Source organism: Parvimonas sp. C2 (genome assembly GCF_035282405.1).
GTDB lineage: Bacteria > Bacillota > Clostridia > Tissierellales > Peptoniphilaceae > Parvimonas.
In genome coordinates this window covers 457303-479787 of sequence record NZ_JAYKBP010000002.1, presented here as the reverse complement: position 1 = coordinate 479787, position 22485 = coordinate 457303, and the positions used below count along the sequence as shown (strand labels likewise).

The 22485-nt window shown below is 29.4% G+C and carries 18 protein-coding genes; 17 read left to right on the top strand and 1 reads right to left on the bottom strand.

Features of this window, described 5'->3' with window-relative positions; translation table 11 throughout:
* Positions 1-25: 25 nt before the first annotated feature.
* The 16 genes from lysS to VJI95_RS05280 all read left to right on the top strand — a co-directional run bounded on the left by lysS (position 26) and on the right by VJI95_RS05280 (position 17264).
* Complete coding sequence (lysS, locus tag VJI95_RS05355) at positions 26-1483, top strand: lysine--tRNA ligase (protein WP_323999494.1); 1458 nt, start codon at positions 26-28, stop codon at positions 1481-1483.
* Positions 1484-1492: 9 nt separating this feature from the next.
* Positions 1493-1780, top strand: coding sequence for a hypothetical protein (locus VJI95_RS05350; protein WP_324010522.1), 288 nt, complete (start codon positions 1493-1495; stop codon positions 1778-1780).
* A gap of 12 nt (positions 1781-1792) precedes the next feature.
* A complete protein-coding gene (locus VJI95_RS05345; RefSeq protein ID WP_324010521.1) occupies positions 1793-2983 on the top strand; it encodes a DegT/DnrJ/EryC1/StrS family aminotransferase in 1191 nt (396 codons plus the stop codon).
* 2 nt (positions 2984-2985) lie between these two features.
* Complete coding sequence (locus tag VJI95_RS05340) at positions 2986-3870, top strand: UTP--glucose-1-phosphate uridylyltransferase (RefSeq protein ID WP_324010520.1); 885 nt, start codon at positions 2986-2988, stop codon at positions 3868-3870.
* A 2-nt stretch (positions 3871-3872) separates the two neighbouring features.
* Entirely contained in the window at positions 3873-5699 is a 1827-nt protein-coding gene (locus VJI95_RS05335) for a polysaccharide biosynthesis protein (protein ID WP_324010519.1), read from the top strand.
* Positions 5700-5884: 185 nt separating this feature from the next.
* Positions 5885-7933 (top strand): T7SS effector LXG polymorphic toxin, encoded by a 2049-nt coding sequence (locus VJI95_RS05330; protein WP_324010518.1) that lies wholly within the window; start codon positions 5885-5887, stop codon positions 7931-7933.
* Between the two features lie 2 nt (positions 7934-7935).
* Complete coding sequence (locus VJI95_RS05325; RefSeq protein ID WP_324010517.1) at positions 7936-8826, top strand: hypothetical protein; 891 nt, start codon at positions 7936-7938, stop codon at positions 8824-8826.
* A 266-nt stretch (positions 8827-9092) separates the two neighbouring features.
* Complete coding sequence (locus VJI95_RS05320; RefSeq protein ID WP_324010516.1) at positions 9093-9353, top strand: hypothetical protein; 261 nt, start codon at positions 9093-9095, stop codon at positions 9351-9353.
* A gap of 58 nt (positions 9354-9411) precedes the next feature.
* On the top strand, positions 9412-10332 hold the full coding sequence (gene pyrB, locus VJI95_RS05315) for an aspartate carbamoyltransferase (RefSeq protein ID WP_324010515.1): 921 nt from the start codon (positions 9412-9414) through the stop codon (positions 10330-10332).
* Positions 10332-10775, top strand: coding sequence for an aspartate carbamoyltransferase regulatory subunit (locus tag VJI95_RS05310; RefSeq protein WP_324010514.1), 444 nt, complete (start codon positions 10332-10334; stop codon positions 10773-10775). Before pyrB ends, VJI95_RS05310 begins: the two co-directional genes overlap by 1 nt.
* Positions 10759-11946 carry a dihydroorotase gene (locus tag VJI95_RS05305; RefSeq protein ID WP_324010513.1) on the top strand — a complete coding sequence of 396 codons (1188 nt, stop codon included), beginning with the start codon at positions 10759-10761 and terminating at the stop codon, positions 11944-11946. Before VJI95_RS05310 ends, VJI95_RS05305 begins: the two co-directional genes overlap by 17 nt.
* A complete protein-coding gene (gene pyrF, locus VJI95_RS05300) occupies positions 11946-12800 on the top strand; it encodes an orotidine-5'-phosphate decarboxylase (protein ID WP_324010512.1) in 855 nt (284 codons plus the stop codon). The genes VJI95_RS05305 and pyrF overlap by 1 nt, the downstream gene beginning before the upstream one ends.
* Positions 12790-13518 (top strand): dihydroorotate dehydrogenase electron transfer subunit, encoded by a 729-nt coding sequence (locus VJI95_RS05295; protein ID WP_324010511.1) that lies wholly within the window; start codon positions 12790-12792, stop codon positions 13516-13518. Before pyrF ends, VJI95_RS05295 begins: the two co-directional genes overlap by 11 nt.
* Positions 13518-14414: a dihydroorotate dehydrogenase gene (locus VJI95_RS05290; protein WP_324010510.1), complete on the top strand. Its 897-nt coding sequence runs from the start codon at positions 13518-13520 to the stop codon at positions 14412-14414. The genes VJI95_RS05295 and VJI95_RS05290 overlap by 1 nt, the downstream gene beginning before the upstream one ends.
* Before the next feature lie 9 nt (positions 14415-14423).
* Positions 14424-15005 carry an orotate phosphoribosyltransferase gene (gene pyrE / locus VJI95_RS05285; protein ID WP_324010509.1) on the top strand — a complete coding sequence of 194 codons (582 nt, stop codon included), beginning with the start codon at positions 14424-14426 and terminating at the stop codon, positions 15003-15005.
* A gap of 324 nt (positions 15006-15329) precedes the next feature.
* Positions 15330-17264: a Cna B-type domain-containing protein gene (locus VJI95_RS05280; protein WP_324010508.1), complete on the top strand. Its 1935-nt coding sequence runs from the start codon at positions 15330-15332 to the stop codon at positions 17262-17264.
* A gap of 56 nt (positions 17265-17320) precedes the next feature.
* On the opposite strand, the gene purD is transcribed toward VJI95_RS05280, so the two are convergent.
* Entirely contained in the window at positions 17321-18547 is a 1227-nt protein-coding gene (gene purD / locus VJI95_RS05275) for a phosphoribosylamine--glycine ligase (RefSeq protein WP_324010507.1), read from the bottom strand.
* 364 nt (positions 18548-18911) lie between these two features.
* Here purD and VJI95_RS05270 point away from each other — a divergent pair, with 364 nt between their 5' ends.
* A complete protein-coding gene (locus VJI95_RS05270) occupies positions 18912-22310 on the top strand; it encodes an ABC transporter ATP-binding protein/permease (protein ID WP_324010506.1) in 3399 nt (1132 codons plus the stop codon).
* The last annotated feature ends 175 nt before the right edge of the window (positions 22311-22485 follow it).

Sequence of the window (22485 nt, the reverse complement as noted above, 5' to 3'; positions counted from 1 at the left end):
TGTGGAAGAACAAAATTTAAATGAAATGCTCTTAGTAAGAAGACAAAAATTACAAGAGTTAGTTGATGCAGGAAAAGACCCACATGAAATTGAGAAATTTGAAGGTACTATTTATTCAAAAGAGATAAAAGATAATTACGAAAATTATGAAGGGAAAGTTGTAAGACTTGCTGGTCGTATTAGAACTAAAAGAGGACATGGTAAAGTTTGTTTTATGGACTTGCAAGATTTTTCTGGAAAGATTCAACTTTTTAATAAACTTGATGTTTTAGGCGAAAGTTATGAAGAAGTTAAAACTTTGGATATTGGAGATATTGTAGGGGTTGAAGGTGAAGTTTTCACAACTCATGCAGGAGAAATTTCAATAAGAAGTTCAAAGGTTGTTTTACTTACAAAATCTTTACAACTTTTACCGGAAAAGTTTCACGGCTTAAAAGATGTTGATTTAAGATATAGACAAAGATATGTGGATTTGATTGTAAATCCTGAAATTAAAGATGTTTTTGTTATGAGAAGTAAAATTATTTCTTCTATCAGAAAATATCTTGACAGTAGAGGATTTTTGGAAGTTGAAACTCCGATTTTAAATACAATTGCTGGTGGAGCGAATGCAAGACCCTTTATAACTCATCACAATACTTTAGATATTGATATGTATCTTAGAATTGCAAATGAATTATATTTAAAGAGATTGATTGTAGGTGGTTTCGATAAAGTTTATGAAATGGGAAGAATGTTCAGAAATGAAGGTATGGATAAACTTCACAATCCTGAATATACTGCGATTGAATTATATCAAGCCTATGTTGACTATGAAGAAATGATGACACTTTGTGAAGAAATGGTTTATACTGTTTGTATGGAAGTTGTTGGAAAGTCTGAAGTTGAGTTACAGGGTAAAGTTATTGACTTTAAACCACCTTGGAGAAGAATTTCAATGGTTGACGCTGTAAAAGAATATGCAGGAGTTGATTTTGAAACAATTTTAACAGATGAAGAAGCAAGAAAGCTTGCTATTGAAAAGAAAATAGAAGTTACTGAACATACTACAAGAGGAGAAGTTATTTCTCTATTCTTTGAAGAATTTTGCGAAGAATATATGGTTCAACCTACTTTTGTTACTAAGCACCCTGTGGAAATCAGTCCACTTGCTAAGAGAGACCCTAAGGACAAGAGATATACTCAAAGATTTGAAGCTTTTGTAAATTGTGGAGAAATTGCAAATGCTTTTAGTGAATTAAATGATGCAATAGATCAAAAACAAAGATTTTTAAAACAAGTTGAAGCCAGAGAAAATGGTGATGACGAAGCTCAAATGATGGATTATGATTTTATCAATGCACTTGAGATAGGTCTTCCACCAACTGGTGGTATGGGAATAGGAATTGACAGACTTATTATGTACTTGACAAATCAAGATACTATAAGAGATGTACTACTTTTTCCAACAATGAAACCTATGGTTGAAAAGGATAGTGAATAGGAGTTCATTATGAAAAAAAGAAATTTAGTTGCAATTTGTTTTGTTTGTCTTTCTTTTGTTGGTTGTAATAGCTTCCATACAGGAAAAGTTGTTATAGACAATAAAAAGAAAGAAAATAAAGTTGAAAATGTTGAATATATTGTTGTTGATGAAGAAGATAAAGAATCTTTAATTAAGAATATTAAAGAAGGTAAAGGTGCTGTTATTGATAAGAAGAAAAATTCTAATTCTGAAAAAGATAATAACAGTAATAAAAACAATAAAAATAACAACAACAGTGGTGGTAGTGATAGATAGGACAGTGATTATATGAGAATAGAATTTTCTCCGCCGGATATTACCCAATTAGAGATTGATGAAGTTGTAGATGCTTTAAAGTCAGGTTGGATAACAACTGGCCCAAAGACTAAAAGACTAGAACAAGAGCTTTCTGCTTTTACTAATACAGATAAGACAGTTTGTTTAAATTCTGCAACTGCTGCAATGGAACTTACTTTACGATTGCTTGGAGTGGGAGCAGGAGATGAAGTTATAACTTGTGCATATACTTATACTGCATCTGCAAGTGTTATTCATCATGTTGGGGCAAAGATTGTTTTAGTTGATACAAACAAAGATGATAAGTTTATGGACTTAGAAGCTTTAGAAAATGCAATTACAGAAAATACAAAGGTAATTATCCCAGTTGATTTGGCAGGAAAGCCTTGTAAATATGATGAGATTTTTGAAATTGTAGAAAGAAAGAAATCTTTATTTAGACCAAATAATAAATTACAAGAAAAAATTGGTAGAGTTATAGTTCTGGCTGATGGAGCTCATTCACTTGGAGCTGTTTATAAGGGAAAACCAAGTGGAAGCATTGCTGATTTTACTTGTTTCTCTTTCCATGCAGTTAAAAACTTTACTGTTGCTGAGGGTGGCTCAGTTACTTGGAATAGAAATTTAGGTTTAAACGATGATGAAATTTATAGAGAATTTCAACTTTTATCTTTACATGGACAATCAAAAGACGCACTTTCAAAGATGAAACTAGGTTCTTGGGAGTATGACATTGTTGCTCCTAATTACAAATGTAATTTAACTGATATTGCTTCAGGAATTGGTTTAGCTCAATTAAAGAGATATCCAAATCTTTTGAAAAGACGTTTTGAAATCGTGGAAAGGTATAATAGAGGATTTGAAGGAACAAGAGTAAAGCCTTTTATTCACTTTGAAGAAGATAAAAAATCTTGTTGTCATCTTTATATTGTAAATATTGAAGGTGCGAGTGAAGAAGAGAGAAATGAAATAATTGTAAAAATGGCTGAAAGAGGAATTGCTACAAATGTTCACTATAAGCCATTGCCTATGTTTACTGCTTATAAGAATTTAGGCTTTGATATAAAAGATTATCCAAATGCTTTTAATAATTATAAGTCAGAAATTACTTTGCCACTTCATACTTTATTAACAGATGAGCAAGTTGATTATATAATTGAAAATTTAAAGGCATTGGTGTAATTATGAAGATAAAAAAAGTCGTGATTCCAACAGCTGGACTCGCAACTAGAATGTTTCCTGCAACAAAGGGTGTTCCAAAGGCGATGTTGCCGATTTTTGACAAACCGACTTTGCAATATGTAATTGAAGAAGTTGTAGAGGCAGGAATTGATGAGGTAATTCTCATTGTAAATGAAGATTATTTTACAATTGACAAACATTTTAACTCTGAAATTGATCCAAGAGTTAAAAATTCAAACAATGTTTCAAAAAGCGATATTGACGCTTTGGAAAATATTTTAAAATGTAAGATAAGTTTTATAATTCAAAAAGAACAAAAGGGATTGGGTCATGCGATTCTTTGTGCAAAAGAAGCTGTAGATGGCGAAGATTTTTGCGTTGTTTTGGGGGATGTTATAATTGACTGTAAAGACAGTTCATGTACAAAAGAGCTTGTCGATATTTATAACAGATACGAAAAAACAGTAGTAGGTGTTGAATTTGTACCTGATGAAAAAAGGCATAATTACGGCGTTTTGGAAGGAAAAGAAATCGAAAAAAATGTTTTTGACTCAACAAGACTTATAGAAAAACCGAATATTGATGAAACGAATTCAAATTTAGCAATGGTCGGAAGATATATTGTTAAAAATGAAATTTTTGAAATTCTTGAAAATCAAAAAGCGGGAAAAAATGGAGAAATACAATTTACAGACTCCTTAAATGAATTGACTTTAAAAGGAGATTTATTAGGCTATAAATTTGACGGTAAAACTTATGACGTTGGAAATAAAGTTGGAGTTTTAATTGCAAGTATAGAATATGGTTTGAAAGATAAAACAAATCAAAATTCTATAAAAGAATACTTAAAAAAACTAGTTTCTTCAGATTTTAAAATGGGAGAATAATAATGATAAGAAAAATATTTTTAATAATATTGGATATTATAATTATAAATCTTTGTTACTATTTGGGTTTTCTATTAAAGTTTGATTGGAAAATTCCTGCACATTATTGGTATATGTATAGCAAATGGATAATTCCTATAGTTTTAATCAAAATTGTAGTTTTTGCCCTCTTTGGTTTATACAGAATAATGTGGAGATATGCAGATTTTAAAGAGTTGTTTAGAATTTTTATGGCAATAGTTGTCGCGAATGTTCTAACTGGAATCCTTTTAATATCAAGGAATGTAGGATTTCCAAGAAGTGTTATGGCACTTGTTTTCGTAATTGATATGTTTTTTGTTACAGGTACGAGATATCTTTCAAAGGCTAGAAAAAATTTAGTTTTTTCAATTCCTGTTGAAAAACTTAAAAGAGTTTTAATTATTGGAGCAGGAGATGCAGGTGTTTTAGTTCTTAATGAACTTAGAAAACATAAGGAATTAGGTTATAAGGTTGTAGCTTTTATCGACGATGATAAAAACAAGGTAGGAACAGAAATTTTAGGAATTCCCGTTCTTGGAGGAAAAGAAAAAATTATTTCAGCTATTAGTGAATTTAGAATAGATGAAGTTATTTTGGCAATGCCTTCAGCTAACAGAGAAATTCAACAAGATATTTCAGATATTTGCTCAAAATTATCTATGAAGATAAAAATAATTCCTGGAATGTATGAATTAATTGATGATCAAAAATTAAATATAAGAGATTTAAGAGATGTTGAAATTGGAGACTTGCTTGGACGTGATGAAGTTAAATTAGATCAGGAAGTACTAAATGATTTCTTGAAAAATAAAACTGTCTTGGTAACAGGCGGGGGCGGTTCAATCGGTTCTGAGCTTTGTAGACAAATAGCAAAATTTAGTCCAAAAAAATTGATAATTTTAGACATCTATGAAAATAATGCCTATGAAATTCAAATGGAACTTGTAAGACATTATAAAGATTTAGATTTGGTTGTAGAAATTGAATCAATAAGAGATGCTGAAAGAATGGATATAATATTTGGAAAATATAAACCTGATGTAGTATTTCACGCAGCAGCTCATAAACATGTTCCACTTATGGAAAACAGCTCAACTTCTGCAATTAAAAACAATGTTTTTGGAACTCTAAATGTTATAAGAGCCTGTGATAAGCACAATGTTTCAAAATTTGTTTTGATTTCAACAGATAAGGCTGTAAATCCTACATCTGTAATGGGAACAACAAAGAGAATTTGCGAAATGTTAGTTCAAACATATAATGAAAAATCTAAAACAGAATTTGTCGCTGTTAGATTTGGAAATGTTTTGGGTTCAAACGGATCTGTAATTCCGCTTTTCATAAATCAAATAAAAGAGGGTGGACCTGTTACAGTTACTCACGAAGATATAATAAGATACTTTATGACAATCCCTGAAGCTTGCCAACTTGTATTACAAGCGGGGGCAATTGCTAAAGGGGGAGAAATCTTTATACTTGATATGGGTGAGCCTGTTAAAATTCTTGACTTGGCAAAGAACCTTATTAGACTTTCAGGCTTTGAACCTTATAAAGACATAGACATTAAAATTACAGGACTTAGACCCGGAGAAAAACTTTATGAAGAATTACTATTAAATATGGAAAATTCAGTAGCAACTGACTACGAAAAAATATTTATAGAAAAACCGATAGTTCACAATGTAGAAGCTCTAAAAGATGGACTTGAAAGACTTGATAAAGTTAAAAACACTCTGGACAAAAAAGATATTACAGACATCTTAAAAGATATGGTTCCGACATTTAAACCGGACTTGTTGAATAAGTAGAAATATTCCACTAATTTGTAGTCAAACTGAGAAGAAATTTATTAATTTCTTCTCTTTTTTGTATCTTTATTTATATATTAATGATATAATAAATATATGTTAGTTTCAAAACTTAATTTAACTAATATGTTTACATAGTAAGTTGAAAAGGATTTTTAGTTTATGATAGATAGGGGGATATTGAAGTGGAATATAAAATTCATTTTGAAGATATAGCCAATGTTCAAAGAGAACTCTCTAATTCTATAGCAATTTGGAATAATTCAATAAAAAATCTTATGGAAGCAATTAAAAATTTTTCTGATGACTCTTCTCTTAAGGGAGAGACAATGGATAGCATTAAAGTATATCTATATGAAGTTCACGGGACTTTGTTAGTTTCAATGCAAAATTTAATTCAGGATTATGCTTATTCTTTACTGTTATATAAAGATGGGTACTATAATGTCGATAGTGATTCCAAATCAAAGCTCTCTGAACAAACTTTCGTAAACTTAAGGAATGAATTGTCCTATTCTAGAAGTAATTTTGCAAATCAGATAGATTTACTAGTAGCAACAAAAAATAAAGTTTCTGACTTAATAAGTTACAGTGGAAATAGCCATGATACTATGATTTCTAACTATAATTTTTTAATTAGTGGGTTAGACACTCTTAATAGCAGAATAGTTTCATATGAGAAATTGCATCAATCACAAGATTTAAAGCTTTTTAAGGAGTTATTGGTATCTACAAGAAATTTCATGGAAAACTATAGCAATAAAGCTCGTGATATAAGCACCTACCAATCAGGAGATTTAGCCAAAATAGACTTTGCAAAAGAATTAGCTATTGCCTTTGACAATTCTAATAGATATCTTTCCAATAGGAAAAATATAATAGAAGAGGCAGACAAAAGAGACAAAGTTAGATGGGAACAAATTTTCGCAAAAGAGAGAAGAAATAAAGGTATAAAAAACTTAATTGTTGGAGGACTTACACTTTTAGTTGGAACAGCAGCAATAGTAGCAACAGGAGGATCAGCAACGCCATTAGTAGTACTTGCTGGGAAAATATGTGGAACAGGAACAGTAGCATATTCAGTATCTAATATGACAGAAGCTGGTCAAGATGTAATTTATGGCTCTTTAGGAGATAACAAAACAGGTGCTATTAATCCTATAAGAGATACTGTATTTTTAGGGAATGACAAATTGTACCATGGAACTGGACAGATTTTTACAAAAGGTTCATCAATACTTATACCAATAGGAAAAACAAATAGTATTGTTAAAGGAGGTTTTCAATTTTTAGCAGGAAGTGCAGGAGCATGGGTTGGAGGAAAGGTTGGCTATTATGGACTGAAACAACTTGGATTTTCAGAAGAAAATGCAAGAATTGGACAGTTTCTAGCTTCCATGCTAGGAGCATATTATGGTTCCAAATATGCTGGTAAATTTACCTTGAATAGTAAAGCTATTGAAAAACCAATAGAAGTAAAAGAAAACATTACTGATAAGCCGAATGTAGCGAAAGAGAATATTCCTGAAAAGCCAGTAGAATTGAGTGATAACATTGTAGAAAAACCAATAGAAGTAAAAGATTTTAATAGCTGGGAAAAATTAAAATTAGATAATCCTGGAAAAGTTACAAAGTTTATATCTGATAATAAGCCAAAAAATGCCCCAATACCAAAAAATTGGTTTGAAAAGGGAGGAAGCTTAAAAATTGAAAAATTTAAAGATGGATCTCAGATATGGAAATATATTGATGCTAATGGCAAGATTAAAGTGTATAAAAGTTTTACAGTAGACAATTCATTTTTAAAACTTAATACAGTTGTAGGAAAATTAAAATTAAAAGCGAGAATGTGGTTTAAAGATAAATTTGAAAGAGGAATAAAAATTGATCGAATGGAGGGGAATAATAATTTAGGACATAATTTTCCTGGTATTGATAGAATAGAAAATAGAACAATAACTAGTATAAAAAGTAGGAATTTATCAGCAAAATCTTATCTAACTGGGAAGAGATTGGAATATACCATTAAAAATGATATTAATAAGTTAATTAATTTTGAAAAAGGTAGAATGAATGGTAATAGAGTTAATCCGGAAGATTATTCATTTAAATGCTTAGAAGTAGTAGTTCCAAATGTAACTCTTAATGAAAGTCAAATAAATTGTATTAACAATGCAATTGAATATGCAAATAAGAACAATATAATATTAAAAATAATAGTTGGAGGAAATTAAAAATGATATCAAAGGCAAGTGTATCAATCCATTTAGGTGATAATATATTAATAATACATGATATAAGAGATGAAAGGGGATTATGGGTAAGTCAATATCAAGATAAAATTTATTCACATACAATGACTAATACAGAGTTTGGGAAAGAGATATTAACTAAATTAGAATATTCAGAAAATTCAAAACATAAAAATTCTAAAAAAGATTTTTGGGCAGTAACAGGAATAAAATCTTACAACACATTTTGTAAAAAATATAAATTCATAGAGGTTTTAAAATATGATGATAAGATTAAGGTTGAACTTTGGGTTAGTATTGGGAAAGGATATATTGGAAGTAAGAATTCTAATAATATTGTAGAGTTATTGTTACCAGTCAATCCGGAAGTGTTGGGAGAAACTGTACGTAATTTAGCATTAAATGCTAAGGATATAGATTTTAAAAATATTTCTAAGAATGGTGGATTTGAAACCGCAGATGATTCAAAAGTTAGTTATAAGCTACTTCCTGATGAATATATTGATATAGAAGATGGACATACAGATGCTTATCAAATATATATTCATGAAGAATATGAAAATAACTATATAGGATTTATGATAGATACTGCATATGAAAGTTTTTCAAGTGAAGATATAAAAAAAACATGGACAAGATGGCATGGGGATTTAAAATCATTTAAGTATAAAGAGATTGACGATAAAGAATACTATGTAGAAGTTTCTGGAAAAAATAAAAAGATAGAAAAACATTCATACTTATATAAAGATGGAGAAGAAGTTTTAGAGCTTACATTTGAAATTGATTTAGTAAATACTCCATTAGATTTGCAAGAAAAAATAAAGAAAGATTTTAAAAAATTTGTTAAGTCGGTTAAAGTAGTTAATAAATAACAATAATAATGAAGTTTTTACATTCGCAAAATTAATTTGTGATAAAATTGTTCTGAAAAAACAAATGTAAAGGCATATATTTTGAAATAATAAATTTAGTTACTGAACCATTAATTTCTTTTTTTGTGCAGACAAATTTTATACTTTGTCTATACCTTGACTCCATCAAATTGGTGGAGTTTTTTTGTGAAACTTTTAAAAAAGTATTGACTTTATATTTTTATTATTGTATAATAGTCAAAGAAAAATTGACGGAGGTAAATTTTATGACAAGTACAGTTAAAATGTCGGTTTTTAATATTGGTAAAAATTGTTTGATTGACTTTTCTGTTTTTGTTCTTAAATTTTCTCTTTTTAATAATTTTGGTAATTTAGCCGGTAATCCATTTTTTATAAAATGTATTTCCGGTTTTTGTTTTAAAAAGACAAAGTTTCCTAATATTCAAGTTGTAAAAGGCTTTTTAAAGGAGCTTTGTTTCCAATTTTATTCAATATTTTTCTTTAATAATTTTAATTTTAGGAAATAACTTTTAGTTATTTCCTTTTTTTGTGTTTATGACAAAATGACCTAGTAGGAGGAATGGTATGAACAAATTTAGAAATTTAGTTAGTAGTGAGGACTTTTCGTGTGAAGAGTTACTTGAACTTATGGAGTTAGGAGCTGAGATTTATAATAATCCTGAAAAATTTTCAGAAAAATGTAGAGGAAAGATTTTGGCATCATTGTTCTTTGAACCTTCAACAAGAACGAGATTGAGTTTTGAATCTGCAATGCTTAGACTTGGTGGAAGTTGTATAACTGTTCCGGATCCTAAAGTTTCATCAGCAACTAAGGGAGAAAGCCTACAAGATACAATAAAAACAGTGGGTTGTTATTCAGATATTATAGCTATGCGTCATCCACACGAGGGTTCTGCAGAGCTTGCAAAAGAAGTAACACTTGTTCCTTTTATTAATGCGGGAGACGGTGGACATCAACATCCAACTCAAACTCTTACAGATTTACTTACAATTTCACAATATAAGAAAAGTTTGGAAAATATGACTATCGGTCTTTGTGGGGACTTAAAATTCGGAAGAACTGTTCACTCACTAGTTAAGACTCTTTCAAAGTTTAAGGGAAATAAATTCATCTTTATTTCACCGGGTGAGCTTGTTATTCCAGAATATATTAAGGTGTATCTAAATGACCATAATGTTGAGTTTATTGAAGTTAGAACAATAGAAGAAGTTATGGATAAACTTGATATTCTATATATGACAAGAGTTCAAAGGGAAAGATTTTTCAATGAGGCTGATTATGTAAGACTTAAAGATACTTACATTTTAGATAATAAAAAGTTGAAAACTGCAAAGGATGATATGATAATTCTTCACCCATTGCCAAGAGTAAATGAAATTGCGACAGAAGTGGATTCAGACCCTAGAGCAAAGTATTTTAATCAAGTTAAATTCGGTATGATAATCAGAATGGCATTAATCTTAAAATTATTGGAGGTAAAATAATGTTAAATATTAATAGTATTTCAAATGGAATTGTAATAGACCATATTAAACCGGGTCTTGGTTATGAAATTTTTAAACTTTTAGAATTGGATAGTGCAGATTTTACAGTTGCACTTATAATGAATGCCGATTCTAAAAAATATGGCAAAAAAGATATGATAAAAATTGAAAATGTAATGGATATTGACCTAGCAATTTTAGGTTTGATAGATAGAAATTTAACTATAAATATCATTGAAAATGAAAAAATCAAAGAAAAACTTTCAATGATTTTACCTGAAAAGGTAGAGGGTTTTATAAAATGTAAAAATCCACGTTGTATAACTTGCCACGAAAATGTTCAGAATAAATTTATATTAGTTAATAGAGAAAAGGGAATTTATAGATGTAATTACTGTGATAATTTATATTCTTGTGGAGGACATAGTGAAAAAAATAGTTAAAAATGCAATCCTAGTGGATAAAGATATAAATAGAGTCGGAGAAATAAAGATTGAAGACGGAAAGATTGTAGAAATTGGTGAAAATTTAAGTTTCGATGAAAGTTATGAAATTATAGATGCAAAAGGAAAGACTGTTATGCCTGCATTTGTAGATTTGCATGTGCATTTTAGAGATCCGGGTTTTACTTATAAGGAAGATTTAAAAACAGGCTCACTTTCAGCTTTAAGAGGCGGATATACAACTGTAAATACAATGGCAAATACAAAGCCTATTTGCAGTGATTTAGAAACTTATAACTATATAATGAAGAGAGCAAAGGAATTAGATTTAGTAGATATAAATCAGATAGTCGCAGTTACTGAAAATTTTGACGGAAAAAATTTAGTTGACTATTCAAAATTTAAAAATGCAAAATTTTTATCCGACGACGGTAAAGGTGTGCTTTCCGAAACTACAATGTATAGAGCGATTTTAGAGGCGAAAAAATACGATAAAATCATAATGATACATGCAGAAAGTGAACTTTCTCCAATTGATTATAGAATAGCAGAAGACCTTATGACTTTAAGAGATGTTTATCTTGCAAAGAGATTGGGTGGAAGAATTCATCTTTGCCATGTTAGTACAATTGACTCTTTGGAAGCTGTAAGACGTGGAAAAAAAGAGGGAGTAAAGGTTACTTGTGAAATAACTCCGCATCATATTGCACTTTGGGATAATTCTTACAGAGTAAATCCGCCAATAAGAACAAAAGCTGATGTTGAAGCTCTAATAGATGGAATTGTGGATGGAACTGTTGATGCGATTGCAACGGATCATGCGCCACATACTGCAGAGGATAAGGCGAATGGAAGTCCGGGACTTGTCGGACTTGAAACTGCATTTGCGATTTGTAATACAAAATTAGTTAAAGAGAGAAATATCGACATAAGAACTTTGTCAAAAGTAATGTCCTATGGGGGAGCTAATTTAATGGGAATTAAAAAAGGTCTTTTAAAAGAGGGATATTTTGCAGATTTGGTTATAGTTGATACTGATAAAAAAATTGTTGTAGATTCAAGTAAATTTGCATCAAAAGCAAAAAATACACCTTTTGATAAAATGGAACTTTACGGAGAAGTGCTTATGACAATTAAAGCAGGAGAAATTAAGTATAAAGGAGAATTTTAATGATAATAGATAGATTATATGAAGCAGTAAAAGAAAAAGGGTTTGTTTGTGTAGGACTTGATAGCCATTTAGACTATATTCCAAATTATATTAAAGAAAAGCACGAAAAAATTTCAGATATAATTTTTGAATATAATAAGACAATAATTGATGCAACAAGTGATATTGTAGCAATCTACAAACCACAAATTGCATATTATGAAGCAAACGGACTTGAAGGCCTTATTGCTTATCAAAGAACTTTAAGATATCTTAAAGAAAAGGGACTTTTAGGTATCGGAGATGTTAAAAGAGGGGATATTGCAAGTACTGCAAAGGAATATGCAAAGGCACATTTTAAAGGAGAGTTTGAAGCAGACTTTATAACTCTTAATCCATATATGGGAATGGACAGTATCACACCTTATTTAGATTATTTAAAAATCGGAGAAAAGGGAGTTTTCGTTTTACTTAGAACTTCAAATGAGGGAGCAAAGGATATTGAATGTCTTGATTATAACGGAGAAGCTCTATACTTCAAAGTTGGAGATGAACTTAAGAAATTTGCTGATGAATTAACTTCTGAATGTGGATATTCTCCTTTGGGATTTGTCGTAGGAGCGACTCATAGCGAAGAAGCTAAGAAGATAAGAGAAAGATATAAAAATATTTTCTTTTTATTACCTGGATATGGAGCACAAGGTGCAAAAGCGGAAGACATCAGAACTTATTTGAATGACTTTAATGGCGGAGTTGTAAACTCTTCAAGAGGAATTATAAAATACTATCAAAAATTTGAAGACGGCGAAGAAAGATTTGCTCACTATACAAGAGAAGCTGTTTTGAATATGAGGAAGGATATTTATGGAGAATAAATCATACGAAAAAGTTGAAATAATTTTAAATGAAAAAATTTCCGAAGGCATTTACAAAATGGATGTCAAGGGAGAATTTAAAGCTAAAGTCGGACAATTTTATATGGTTAAATGCTTTGAGGACGGGAATATGCTTCCCCGTCCGATAAGTATTTGCGATATGGAAGATGATAAATTGACTTTTCTTTATGCAGTTGTGGGAAAAGGTACAAAGATTATGTCCGAAAAGAAAGTTGGAGACAGCATAGAAATTTTAGGACCGCTTGGTAACGGCTTTCCGATTGATGAATTTAAAGGGAAAAAAGTTGCACTTGTTGCAGGGGGAATCGGAATTGCACCAATGCTATATCTTGCAAAGAAATTGGAAGCAGACGTGGATTTATATGCAGGCTTTAGAGATGAAATATATTTTACTGAAGAATTTAAGGAATTTACAAAAAATACATATATCGCAACAAATACAGGGAGTGTAGGACATAAGGGTTTCATAACTGAAATAATAAAAGATGATTATGATGTAATCTATTGTTGCGGTCCAAATCCTATGATGAATTCTGTTAAAAATTTAAACTTTAACATACCTGTCTATGTTTCTTTAGAGAGTAGAATGGGTTGTGGAATCGGGGCTTGTCTAGCTTGTAGTTGTAAAACTAAAAACGGAATGAAAAGAATTTGCAAGGAAGGTCCTGTATTTGAAGTTAAGGAGGTGAATTTTTAATGTTGGAAGTAGATATTTGTGAAGTTAAATTTAAAAACCCCGTTATCGGAGCTTCCGGAACTTTCGGTTTCGGTAGAGAATATGCTGAATATATCGACTTAAACAGAATAGGCGGTATTTCTACAAAAGGACTTACTTTTGCAGGTAAAGACGGAAATACGGGAATTAGAATTTACGAAACACCTGCAGGGATAATGAACAGTATCGGACTTCAAAATCCTTCAGTACCGACTTTTATTGAAGAAGATTTACCTTTTATGGAAAGTTTTGATACACAGATTTTAGCAAACATTGGAGGTTCACAATTAGAGGATTATTTAAAATCCATTGAACTTATCAATAAGACGAATATAAAAATAATTGAATTGAATATTTCCTGCCCAAATGTAAAATCAGGTGGAATGGCTTTTGGAATAAAATGCGACATTGCAGAGGGAATTGTAAGAAAAGTTAGAGAAAATACGGATAAAATTCTTATGGTAAAATTATCTCCAAATGCTGAAAATATAAAAGAAATGGCAAAAACTTGTGTTGAAGCGGGAGCGGATTGTCTTTCACTTGTTAATACATTTAATGCCTTGGCGATAGATATTTATAATAGAAAAGCAGTTTTTGACAATGTAACGGCAGGACTTTCAGGAGCTTGTATAAAACCGATAGCTCTTAGAATGGTAAGAGATGTCGCTTCGGTTGTAGATGTTCCGATTATCGGAATGGGTGGAATAATGAATTGGCAAGATGCAATTGAGTTTATTATGGCTGGAGCAACTGCAATTCAAGTTGGAACGGCAAACTTTATCAATCCTAGAGTAATGATTGATATAATTGAAGGAATGGAAAAATTCTGTAAAGAACAAAATATAAAAAATTTAGAAGAAATTAGAGGAATTATTTAGGAGGTAAATATGGAACAAAGAGTATTGGAATTATTAAAAGAAAGTGAAGCATTATTAGAAGGACATTTCCTATTATCATCAGGAAAACATAGCGACAAATATGTTCAATGTGCAAAACTTTTGATGTATCCAAAAAAAGCTGAAGAAGTTTGTAAGGTAATTAAGAAAAAACTTGAAGATGCAAATGTAAAAGTTGATGCAGTAGTTGGACCTGCAATGGGCGGAATTGTAATTGCTTACGAATTGGGAAGAGCCTTGGGAGTAAGAGCAATGTTCACAGAAAGAGAAAATGAAATTATGACTTTAAGAAGAGGATTTTTCATAAATGAGGGAGAAAATGTACTTGTAGTTGAAGATGTTGTTACAACAGGAAAATCTTCATTGGAAACAATAAAAGTTCTAAAAGAACATGGAGCAAATGTTGTTGGAATTGCTTCAATAGTTGATAGGACAAATGGAAAATCAAATATTGAATATCCGCTTTTCCCTGCAATTTCCTTAAATGTTCAAGCATTTGACAAAGAAGAATGTCCACTTTGTAAAGAAGGAAAAATTGAACTTGTAAAACCTGGAAGCAGAAAAAAATTCTAAGCTATTAAAAAAGCATACTCGTATAAAAACGAGTATGTTTTTTGAAAATTTCGTAGATGTGATTTTTCGATATTTAATCGCAATTACTTTTATAATTTTAAGCTATGATTAGTTATAATTATATTTAACACATATTGACTATAAATCACAAAAGTGCTATGATAATTATAACTATTAGAAATTGTTTCATCCGTTTTTTGTAGTTTATTTAAGTTAAGTTATTAGTTTTGTTATTTCTAATAACTAAAAAATTTTTGAAAATAAGTGATGTGTTATTTTTAAAAATAGGTATAATATCAAAAACATTCTATGAGGAGGTGCACAATGAAAAAAAGATTTTGTTGTATTATGTTGAGTGTACTTATGGTATTAGGTACTTTGTTACCTATTTTCAGAATTTCAGCTGAAACTGGTAGAAATATTTCACCTAATGTGAATATTACGAAATTTACAATTACCAACGGAGAAGGAAAAGAGTTAAATAAAATTTCCCGTTGGAGTAGATTTAAACTTAATTTAGATTGGAATGCAGAAAAGTATAAAAATACCCTAAAAAAAGGTGATTACTTTGAAGTTAAATTACCAGATACTTTTAGATTTATAGAAGACTCATCAGCTGTTGATTTTCCAATATATGGAACAGACGGAAAAACTGTTTATGGAAAAGGCAAAATTGCTGTAAAAAAAGAAGGTGGAGGAGTTTTAAGAGTTACTTTAAATGAAAAAGTTGAAAACCTCTACAATGTTAAGGGAAAAATTTCTATGGAATCTTCATTTAATCAAGATAAAATAAAGATTGGACAAGACAATCTTTTAGAAATTGAGATGAATGGTAAAAAATTAAATAAAAAAATTCATATAGAAAAGCCTGGATTAGTACCAGATGAAATTTTAGAAAAATGGCCTAACAGAGTTAACGAGAATGCCAACGAAGTAGCGTGGACTGTTCGTTTTAATGTAAAGGGTAAAAATTTCAAAAATGTTGTATTTGAGGATAAATTGACCGTTTCAAATGGAAAATCTAGTGGACTTCACTATATTAAAGATAGTTTTGAACTAGAAAGAGTAAAACTTGATAAATATGGAAATGCAACTGAAAGTATATCAAAGGAAAAAATTGGAAATAAAGTTCAAATTTCTGAAAATGGAACAAAATTTAGATTTGAGCTTGGGGATATAAACAAAGGAGAACAATATTTCTTAAGATATAAATCAACTTACAAACCTAATCTTGTTGTAAAAAACAAGGTAAAATTATTAGCACAAGGCGAAAGTCATGAAGCAACAAGTACCTATAGAAGTGCAATTTCTAATGGAAGTATTGAGGGAAATTTGCTTGGAAAAATAAAGATTATTAAAGTTGATGCTGATAATAATAAAATGCCTTTACAAGGTGCAAAATTTCAAATTACTAACAAAGAAACTAATGAAACTTTTGAATTAGTGACTGATAAAAAAGGAGAAGCGGTTTCTGAAAAATTAGTTCAAGGTAAGTATGAAATTAAAGAAATTCAAGCTCCTTCAGGTTGGATAAAAAGCGATGAAATAATTAATGTTGAAGTAAAAGATAATGTTGCTGTAGTAAAAACTATAACTAATAAGAGAGAAAAAACGGAAGTAAAAGTTAATAAAGCTTGGGTTGGAAAGAAGACATCGTCTGTTGTAGTAAACTTATTAGCAGATGGTAAAAAAATCGATAAAGTCACTCTAAGTGATGAAAATAATTGGCAACATATATTTAAAAACTTAAATAAATTTAAAGATGATGGAAAAACTGAAATTAAATATACTGTTGAAGAAGAAAAAATTGACGGATATAAAACAGAAATAAGAGAAAATTCAAAGAATGATTTTACAATAACAAACAAGAATATAGAAAAATCAGAAATTTCAGTTGAAAAGAAATGGATAGGAACTCCATTGAAAGAAGTAGAAGTACAACTTTTAGCAAATGGAAAAGAAGTTCAAAGAGTAAAATTAAATGACTCAAACTCTTGGAAACATACTTTCAAAGACTTGCCAAAATTTGATGAAAATGACAAAGAGATAGTCTATACAGTCAAAGAAACAGAAGTGGAAGGTTATGAAAGTAAAATAGAAGGAAATGTAAAAGACGGTTTTGTAATTACTAACAAGAAAATTCCAAAAAATTCTAAAATTCCAAAAACAGGAGTTGGTACTCAAATACTTACTTATGTTACAATGGGGACATTAAGTCTTGGACTTCTACAAATTTCAAGAAAGAAAAGAAATAAATAGATAGTTAAAAAGCAAAAGAGAGCACAAGCTCTCTTTTTTGTATTATAATTCAATTTTTAAAATTCGCCGATATCTTCTCTGTAGAAGAAAGAGTCAGTTTTTAATTTTTCGACATCTCTATAAGCTAATTCTCTTGCCTTTTCAAAATCTTCTGCCATCGTTGTTACAATTAAATTTCTTCCACCTTTTGCGTAGAGTTCGTTATTTTTTTCTTCAACTCCCATAAAGCAAATATCACTTTCTACAGGAACGAGATTAATTTTATCTTGGCATTTTTCTTTTGAAGGGTAGCCGTTTGATGCAAGAACTACACCGATACAAACTTCGTCAGTCCATTTGATTTCAGGCTCTTTATCGTCCATTACATCCAGAATATTTTGAACAAAGTCTGATTCTAAACGTGGCAATAGAACTTCGGCTTCGGGATCTCCAAGTCTAGCATTAAAACTTAAAACTTTTATTCCATCTTTTGTTACAACAATTTCTCCATATAAAAATCCTTCAAAGCCATAACCGTCTTCATACATTGATTTTGCCATAGGTTTTAAGATTTTTTCTACAACTTGTTCAATTTCATTATCTGTAATTTTTGCAACAGGGCTACAAGCTCCCATACCACCGGTATGTTCAGCATCGTCGCTATCTGATGTTCTCTTGTAATCCTTAACAATTTGTAGTGGATAAACTTTGCTATTTTTTACCAATGCAAAGATTGAGAATTCCTTACCTATGATAAATTCTTCAACTAAAATTTTTGAATTTTCATTTTCATCAAAAATTTCATTTACTATATCCATTGCCATTTTATTGCTTCTTGCAATGAAAATTCCCATATTTTTAGGAATGGAGTCAATTTTTATAGTTGTGGGAAATTTTTCAATTTCTGAAACGAATTTTAGAGCTTGATCTCTATCAGTAAATACAACATATTTAGTTGTAGGTATCTTCAATTTTTCCATAAGTTGTTTTGTAAAATATCTGCTGGATTCAATTCTTGTTGCAGATTTTGTAGGTCCAAAAAGTCGTAATCCATTTTTGTTGAACTCGTCTTTTATTCCTAGTGCTAAAACATCAGCAGGACCTACTAAAGTCAAGTCGATATTTTCTTTTATTGCAAAGTCTTTAATTTGTTCAATATCATACATATCTATATCTACTTTTGTAGCACCATCCATTTTGCAATTTCCAGGTAAAACGTAAATTTTTTCCGCTAATTTGCTTTTTTGACATGCCTTTAACATTGCATGTTCACGTCCACCTTTTCCTATAATTAGTATTTTCATAAAATCACCTCTTTATCTATTTTTGGTATTATATATAAATTATAAAATATTTATTAGATTTAATTCATATTATTTTCTATTTTTGATAATTTAGTTAAAATTATTATATCGTGTTTCCATTTTGATAATATTTTTAAGGTAAACACGATGAAATTAATATAATTTAACAAAGTTAAATTATATTAATTATATCATTACAAAGAAATTTTTTCAATTTTATTTTTTCGTATTAATAAGAAATGATAAAATTTTGTACAAATTTTGAGTTGAAAGTTGGTAATTTTATTGTATTTATTTAATTTTTTAGATAGAGGGGTATATTAGATTTAGATTAGAAATTCTATATTAGTAAAGGAGGACGGGAATGTTACAGTTAAAGAATATCAGTAAAAGTTATAAAACCGGAGATTTATTTCAAAAAGCATTAGATAATGTATCTCTTAATTTTAGAGATAATGAATTTGTATCTATTCTTGGTCCAAGTGGTAGTGGAAAATCTACTCTATTAAATATAATAGGGGGATTGGATAAATATGAACAAGGTGAGCTTTTAATTGATGGAATATCAACTAAAAAATATAAAAATGAAGATTGGGATAGCTATAGAAATCATACAATAGGTTTTGTTTTTCAAAGTTATAATTTAATTTCTCATCAGACTATTTTATCAAATGTAGAATTGGCTTTAACTATTTCTGGAATATCTAAGGCTGAAAGAGAACAAATGGCTATAGATGTACTGGATAAGGTTGGGCTTAAAAGTCAAATTCATAAAAAACCTAATCAATTATCTGGTGGGCAAATGCAAAGAGTTGCCATAGCAAGGGCACTTGTAAATAATCCTAGCATTGTACTTGCGGATGAACCTACAGGTGCGCTCGATTCGGAAACAAGTGTTCAAGTTATGGAGTTACTTAAAGAAGTTGCAAAAGATAGACTTGTAATAATGGTTACTCATAATCCTAAGTTGGCAAATGCATATTCAACTAGAATTGTTGAATTAAATGATGGACGAATTGTCTCTGACACCACCCCTTTTATTTTAGAAAATGAGAGTGAAGGAGTTCATAAAAATTTTGGGAAGTCTTCAATGTCCTATCTTACAAGCATAGCTTTAAGTTTTAATAACTTAAAAACGAAATTTAAGAGAACTCTTATGGTTGCAATCGCAGGTTCAATTGGAATAATCGGTATAGCTTTAATTTTAGGATTATCCAATGGTGTAAATCAGTTTATTAAAGATACGGAAGAGGAAACAATGATTTCTTATCCAATAGAGATTGATAAAAGTAGCTTTTCAATGGGTAGAATGTTTGAAAATTCGAGTGATGAAAATAATGATGGAGATATAGCAGAAGTTAAAACTATTCAAAAGATGCTATCTGCAATTAATAAAAATGATTTATCTTCTTTAAAAGAATATTTTGAAAATGATGGAAAATCAATCAATAATTATGCTAAGACAATAGAATACAAATATGATATTACACCTATGATTTATACTTTAAATAAAGAAAAATATGTTAAAGTAAATCCTAATGGGGCAATGAAATCAATGGGTTTTTCTTCAAATAATTTTCTTTTTTCAAGTAATTCTATGAAAGCATTTAATAAATTACCTAAGAATGATAGTCTGTATAAGGATAAATATACTTTAAAATATGGCTCTTGGCCAAGTAACGAAAATGAAGCGATAGTAATAACTAACTCAAAAGGTTCTCTATCTGATTTTATTTTTTATTCACTGGGGCTTCGTGATAATGACGAGCTTTCAAAAATGGTAAAAAAATTTGCAAATAGAGAAAAAACAGATGTTGAAGAGGATAACATCTCTTGGAAGTACGAAGATATTGTGGGTAGAGAATTTAAAGTTTTAAGTAGTTCACAGCTTTATTCTTATGACTCTAAAAATAAAGTATATATAGAAAATTCTACAGATAGTCCATTTGTTGAAAATCTTTTGAAAAATAATTCAAAAAAATTAAAAATAGTTGGAATAGCTTCACCAAATAGTGATGAAAGTTCACTCATTTTAAAACCTGGTATTTGGTATACTGATGACTTAGAAACAAATTTAAGAAAAATATCAAAAGAAAGCGAAGTTGTAAAGGCACAAAAAGAAAATCCAGATACCAATATTTTGACAAATACTCCTTTTGGAGAAAAAATTAAACAGAATTTAGACTTTGCAAAGTTATTTTCAATAGATCAGAAAAAGCTATTTGAAGCTTTTAAAATAGATACTTCTAAATTAAATTTTAATGCAAATTCAATGAAAAATATTGATTTTTCAAAATATTTGAGTAGTAATTTGGATATGGATTTTTTAAAAAATTTAGATATTAAACTTGAATCGGATAAGTTAATTGGATTAGTCAGCAATATTCTAAAAGGATATTTAGATTATTCTTCAAAAGACCCTTCAACTAACTATAGAGAATTGTCAAACTCAATATATGAATATATGAAAACAGATTCTGCAAAAAATATTTTAAAGGATTTTTTCTCGAAGATGATTGCTAAAAATAGTGGGACTTTAATTACAAATGAAAAGATAACCGATATAATGAAATCCATTATGTCAGGCTATCCGGAATTTGCAAAAAAGAATAATTACACTGATCCTAGTAAATTCAATCAATATTTACTAGAGTATTTTCAAACTCCTGAAGCGAGAGCAAAAGTTTCAGCTGAAACTAAAAATTTATTAAAATCATTGGGAGAAAATTTAAAACTTGATAATAAGGATATATCGGAATTAGCAAATAATCTTTCAAATGGATATTTGAAATATGCCAAAGAAAACAATAAGCCTGATCCGTCTAAATTAAAAGATTCTTTTAATTCTTATCTTGCATCAGATGAAGCGAAAAATATGATTTCTTCAGGAGTGAATGATTTAATAAAAGGCAGTTTGCAAGGAAAAAATGGTTCTTCTAAAAGTTTTATAGAAAATTTGATGAAAAACATATCAACTGCAATAGCCGATAATATTAAAAATGTTCTAACATCTTCTATAAAAAATTTGCCACAGGCAATATCTATAGATTCAAGTAAATTCGGCAAAGCCTTTTCAATGAATTTAAATGAAGAAGAAATAAAATCATTTATTATGGCTATGGCTAATAGTAATGAAAGTTCATATGAGAACAATATGAAATTATTTAACTATAGGGAAGATAATGATATTTCTAAAATCAGTATTTATCCTAAAGATTTTGAATCTAAAAAATCAATAATTTCTTTACTTGATAATTATAATGAGATGAGAAAAAATAACTCCGAAGAGGATAAAATGATAACTTATACGGATTTGGTTGGAGCGATACTTTCTTCCGTAACTACAATTATAAATGTAATTAGTTATGTATTGATTGCTTTTGTATCCATATCTTTAATTGTTTCTTCCATAATGATTGGAGTTATAACCTATATAAGTGTACTCGAAAGAAAGAAAGAGATTGGAATTTTAAGATCAATTGGAGCTTCAAAGAAAAATATATCACAAGTTTTTAATGCAGAAACTGGAATAATTGGTTTGTTTGCAGGGCTTCTTGGAGTTGGAATAACATATTTATTACTAATACCGATAAATATTGTAATTAGAAAAGTTACTGAAATGCCTAATATAACGGCTTATTTATCCGTTTCACAGGCGATAACCTTAATCTTAATCAGTATGATTTTAACTTTAATTGGTGGATTTATTCCTTCAAAGAGTGCTGCAAAACAAAATCCTGTTGAAGCCTTAAGAACAGAATAATAAAATTAGTATAAAAGCTAGAGAGTATTTCCTTAGCTTTTTGCTTTTTATTTCGTTTTTTAAAAATTGTTCTTAAAAAATTAAGAAAAATGATGTTTTTAACGATAAATAAAATTAATATGTGAATAAAAGTTTTATAGTTTTTAAATGGAATTCACTATTGTTTGCTTTATTA

Coding starts and splice junctions, on each gene's coding strand:
- lysS (WP_323999494.1), top strand. CDS start 26: ATGCTCTTAGTAAGAAGACAAAAATTACAAGAGTTAGTTGATGCAGGA.
- VJI95_RS05350 (WP_324010522.1), top strand. CDS start 1,493: ATGAAAAAAAGAAATTTAGTTGCAATTTGTTTTGTTTGTCTTTCTTTT.
- VJI95_RS05345 (WP_324010521.1), top strand. CDS start 1,793: ATGAGAATAGAATTTTCTCCGCCGGATATTACCCAATTAGAGATTGAT.
- VJI95_RS05340 (WP_324010520.1), top strand. CDS start 2,986: ATGAAGATAAAAAAAGTCGTGATTCCAACAGCTGGACTCGCAACTAGA.
- VJI95_RS05335 (WP_324010519.1), top strand. CDS start 3,873: ATGATAAGAAAAATATTTTTAATAATATTGGATATTATAATTATAAAT.
- VJI95_RS05325 (WP_324010517.1), top strand. CDS start 7,936: ATGATATCAAAGGCAAGTGTATCAATCCATTTAGGTGATAATATATTA.
- VJI95_RS05320 (WP_324010516.1), top strand. CDS start 9,093: ATGACAAGTACAGTTAAAATGTCGGTTTTTAATATTGGTAAAAATTGT.
- pyrB (WP_324010515.1), top strand. CDS start 9,412: ATGAACAAATTTAGAAATTTAGTTAGTAGTGAGGACTTTTCGTGTGAA.
- VJI95_RS05310 (WP_324010514.1), top strand. CDS start 10,332: ATGTTAAATATTAATAGTATTTCAAATGGAATTGTAATAGACCATATT.
- pyrF (WP_324010512.1), top strand. CDS start 11,946: ATGATAATAGATAGATTATATGAAGCAGTAAAAGAAAAAGGGTTTGTT.
- VJI95_RS05295 (WP_324010511.1), top strand. CDS start 12,790: ATGGAGAATAAATCATACGAAAAAGTTGAAATAATTTTAAATGAAAAA.
- VJI95_RS05290 (WP_324010510.1), top strand. CDS start 13,518: ATGTTGGAAGTAGATATTTGTGAAGTTAAATTTAAAAACCCCGTTATC.
- pyrE (WP_324010509.1), top strand. CDS start 14,424: ATGGAACAAAGAGTATTGGAATTATTAAAAGAAAGTGAAGCATTATTA.
- VJI95_RS05280 (WP_324010508.1), top strand. CDS start 15,330: ATGAAAAAAAGATTTTGTTGTATTATGTTGAGTGTACTTATGGTATTA.
- purD (WP_324010507.1), bottom strand. CDS start 18,547: ATGAAAATACTAATTATAGGAAAAGGTGGACGTGAACATGCAATGTTA.
- VJI95_RS05270 (WP_324010506.1), top strand. CDS start 18,912: ATGTTACAGTTAAAGAATATCAGTAAAAGTTATAAAACCGGAGATTTA.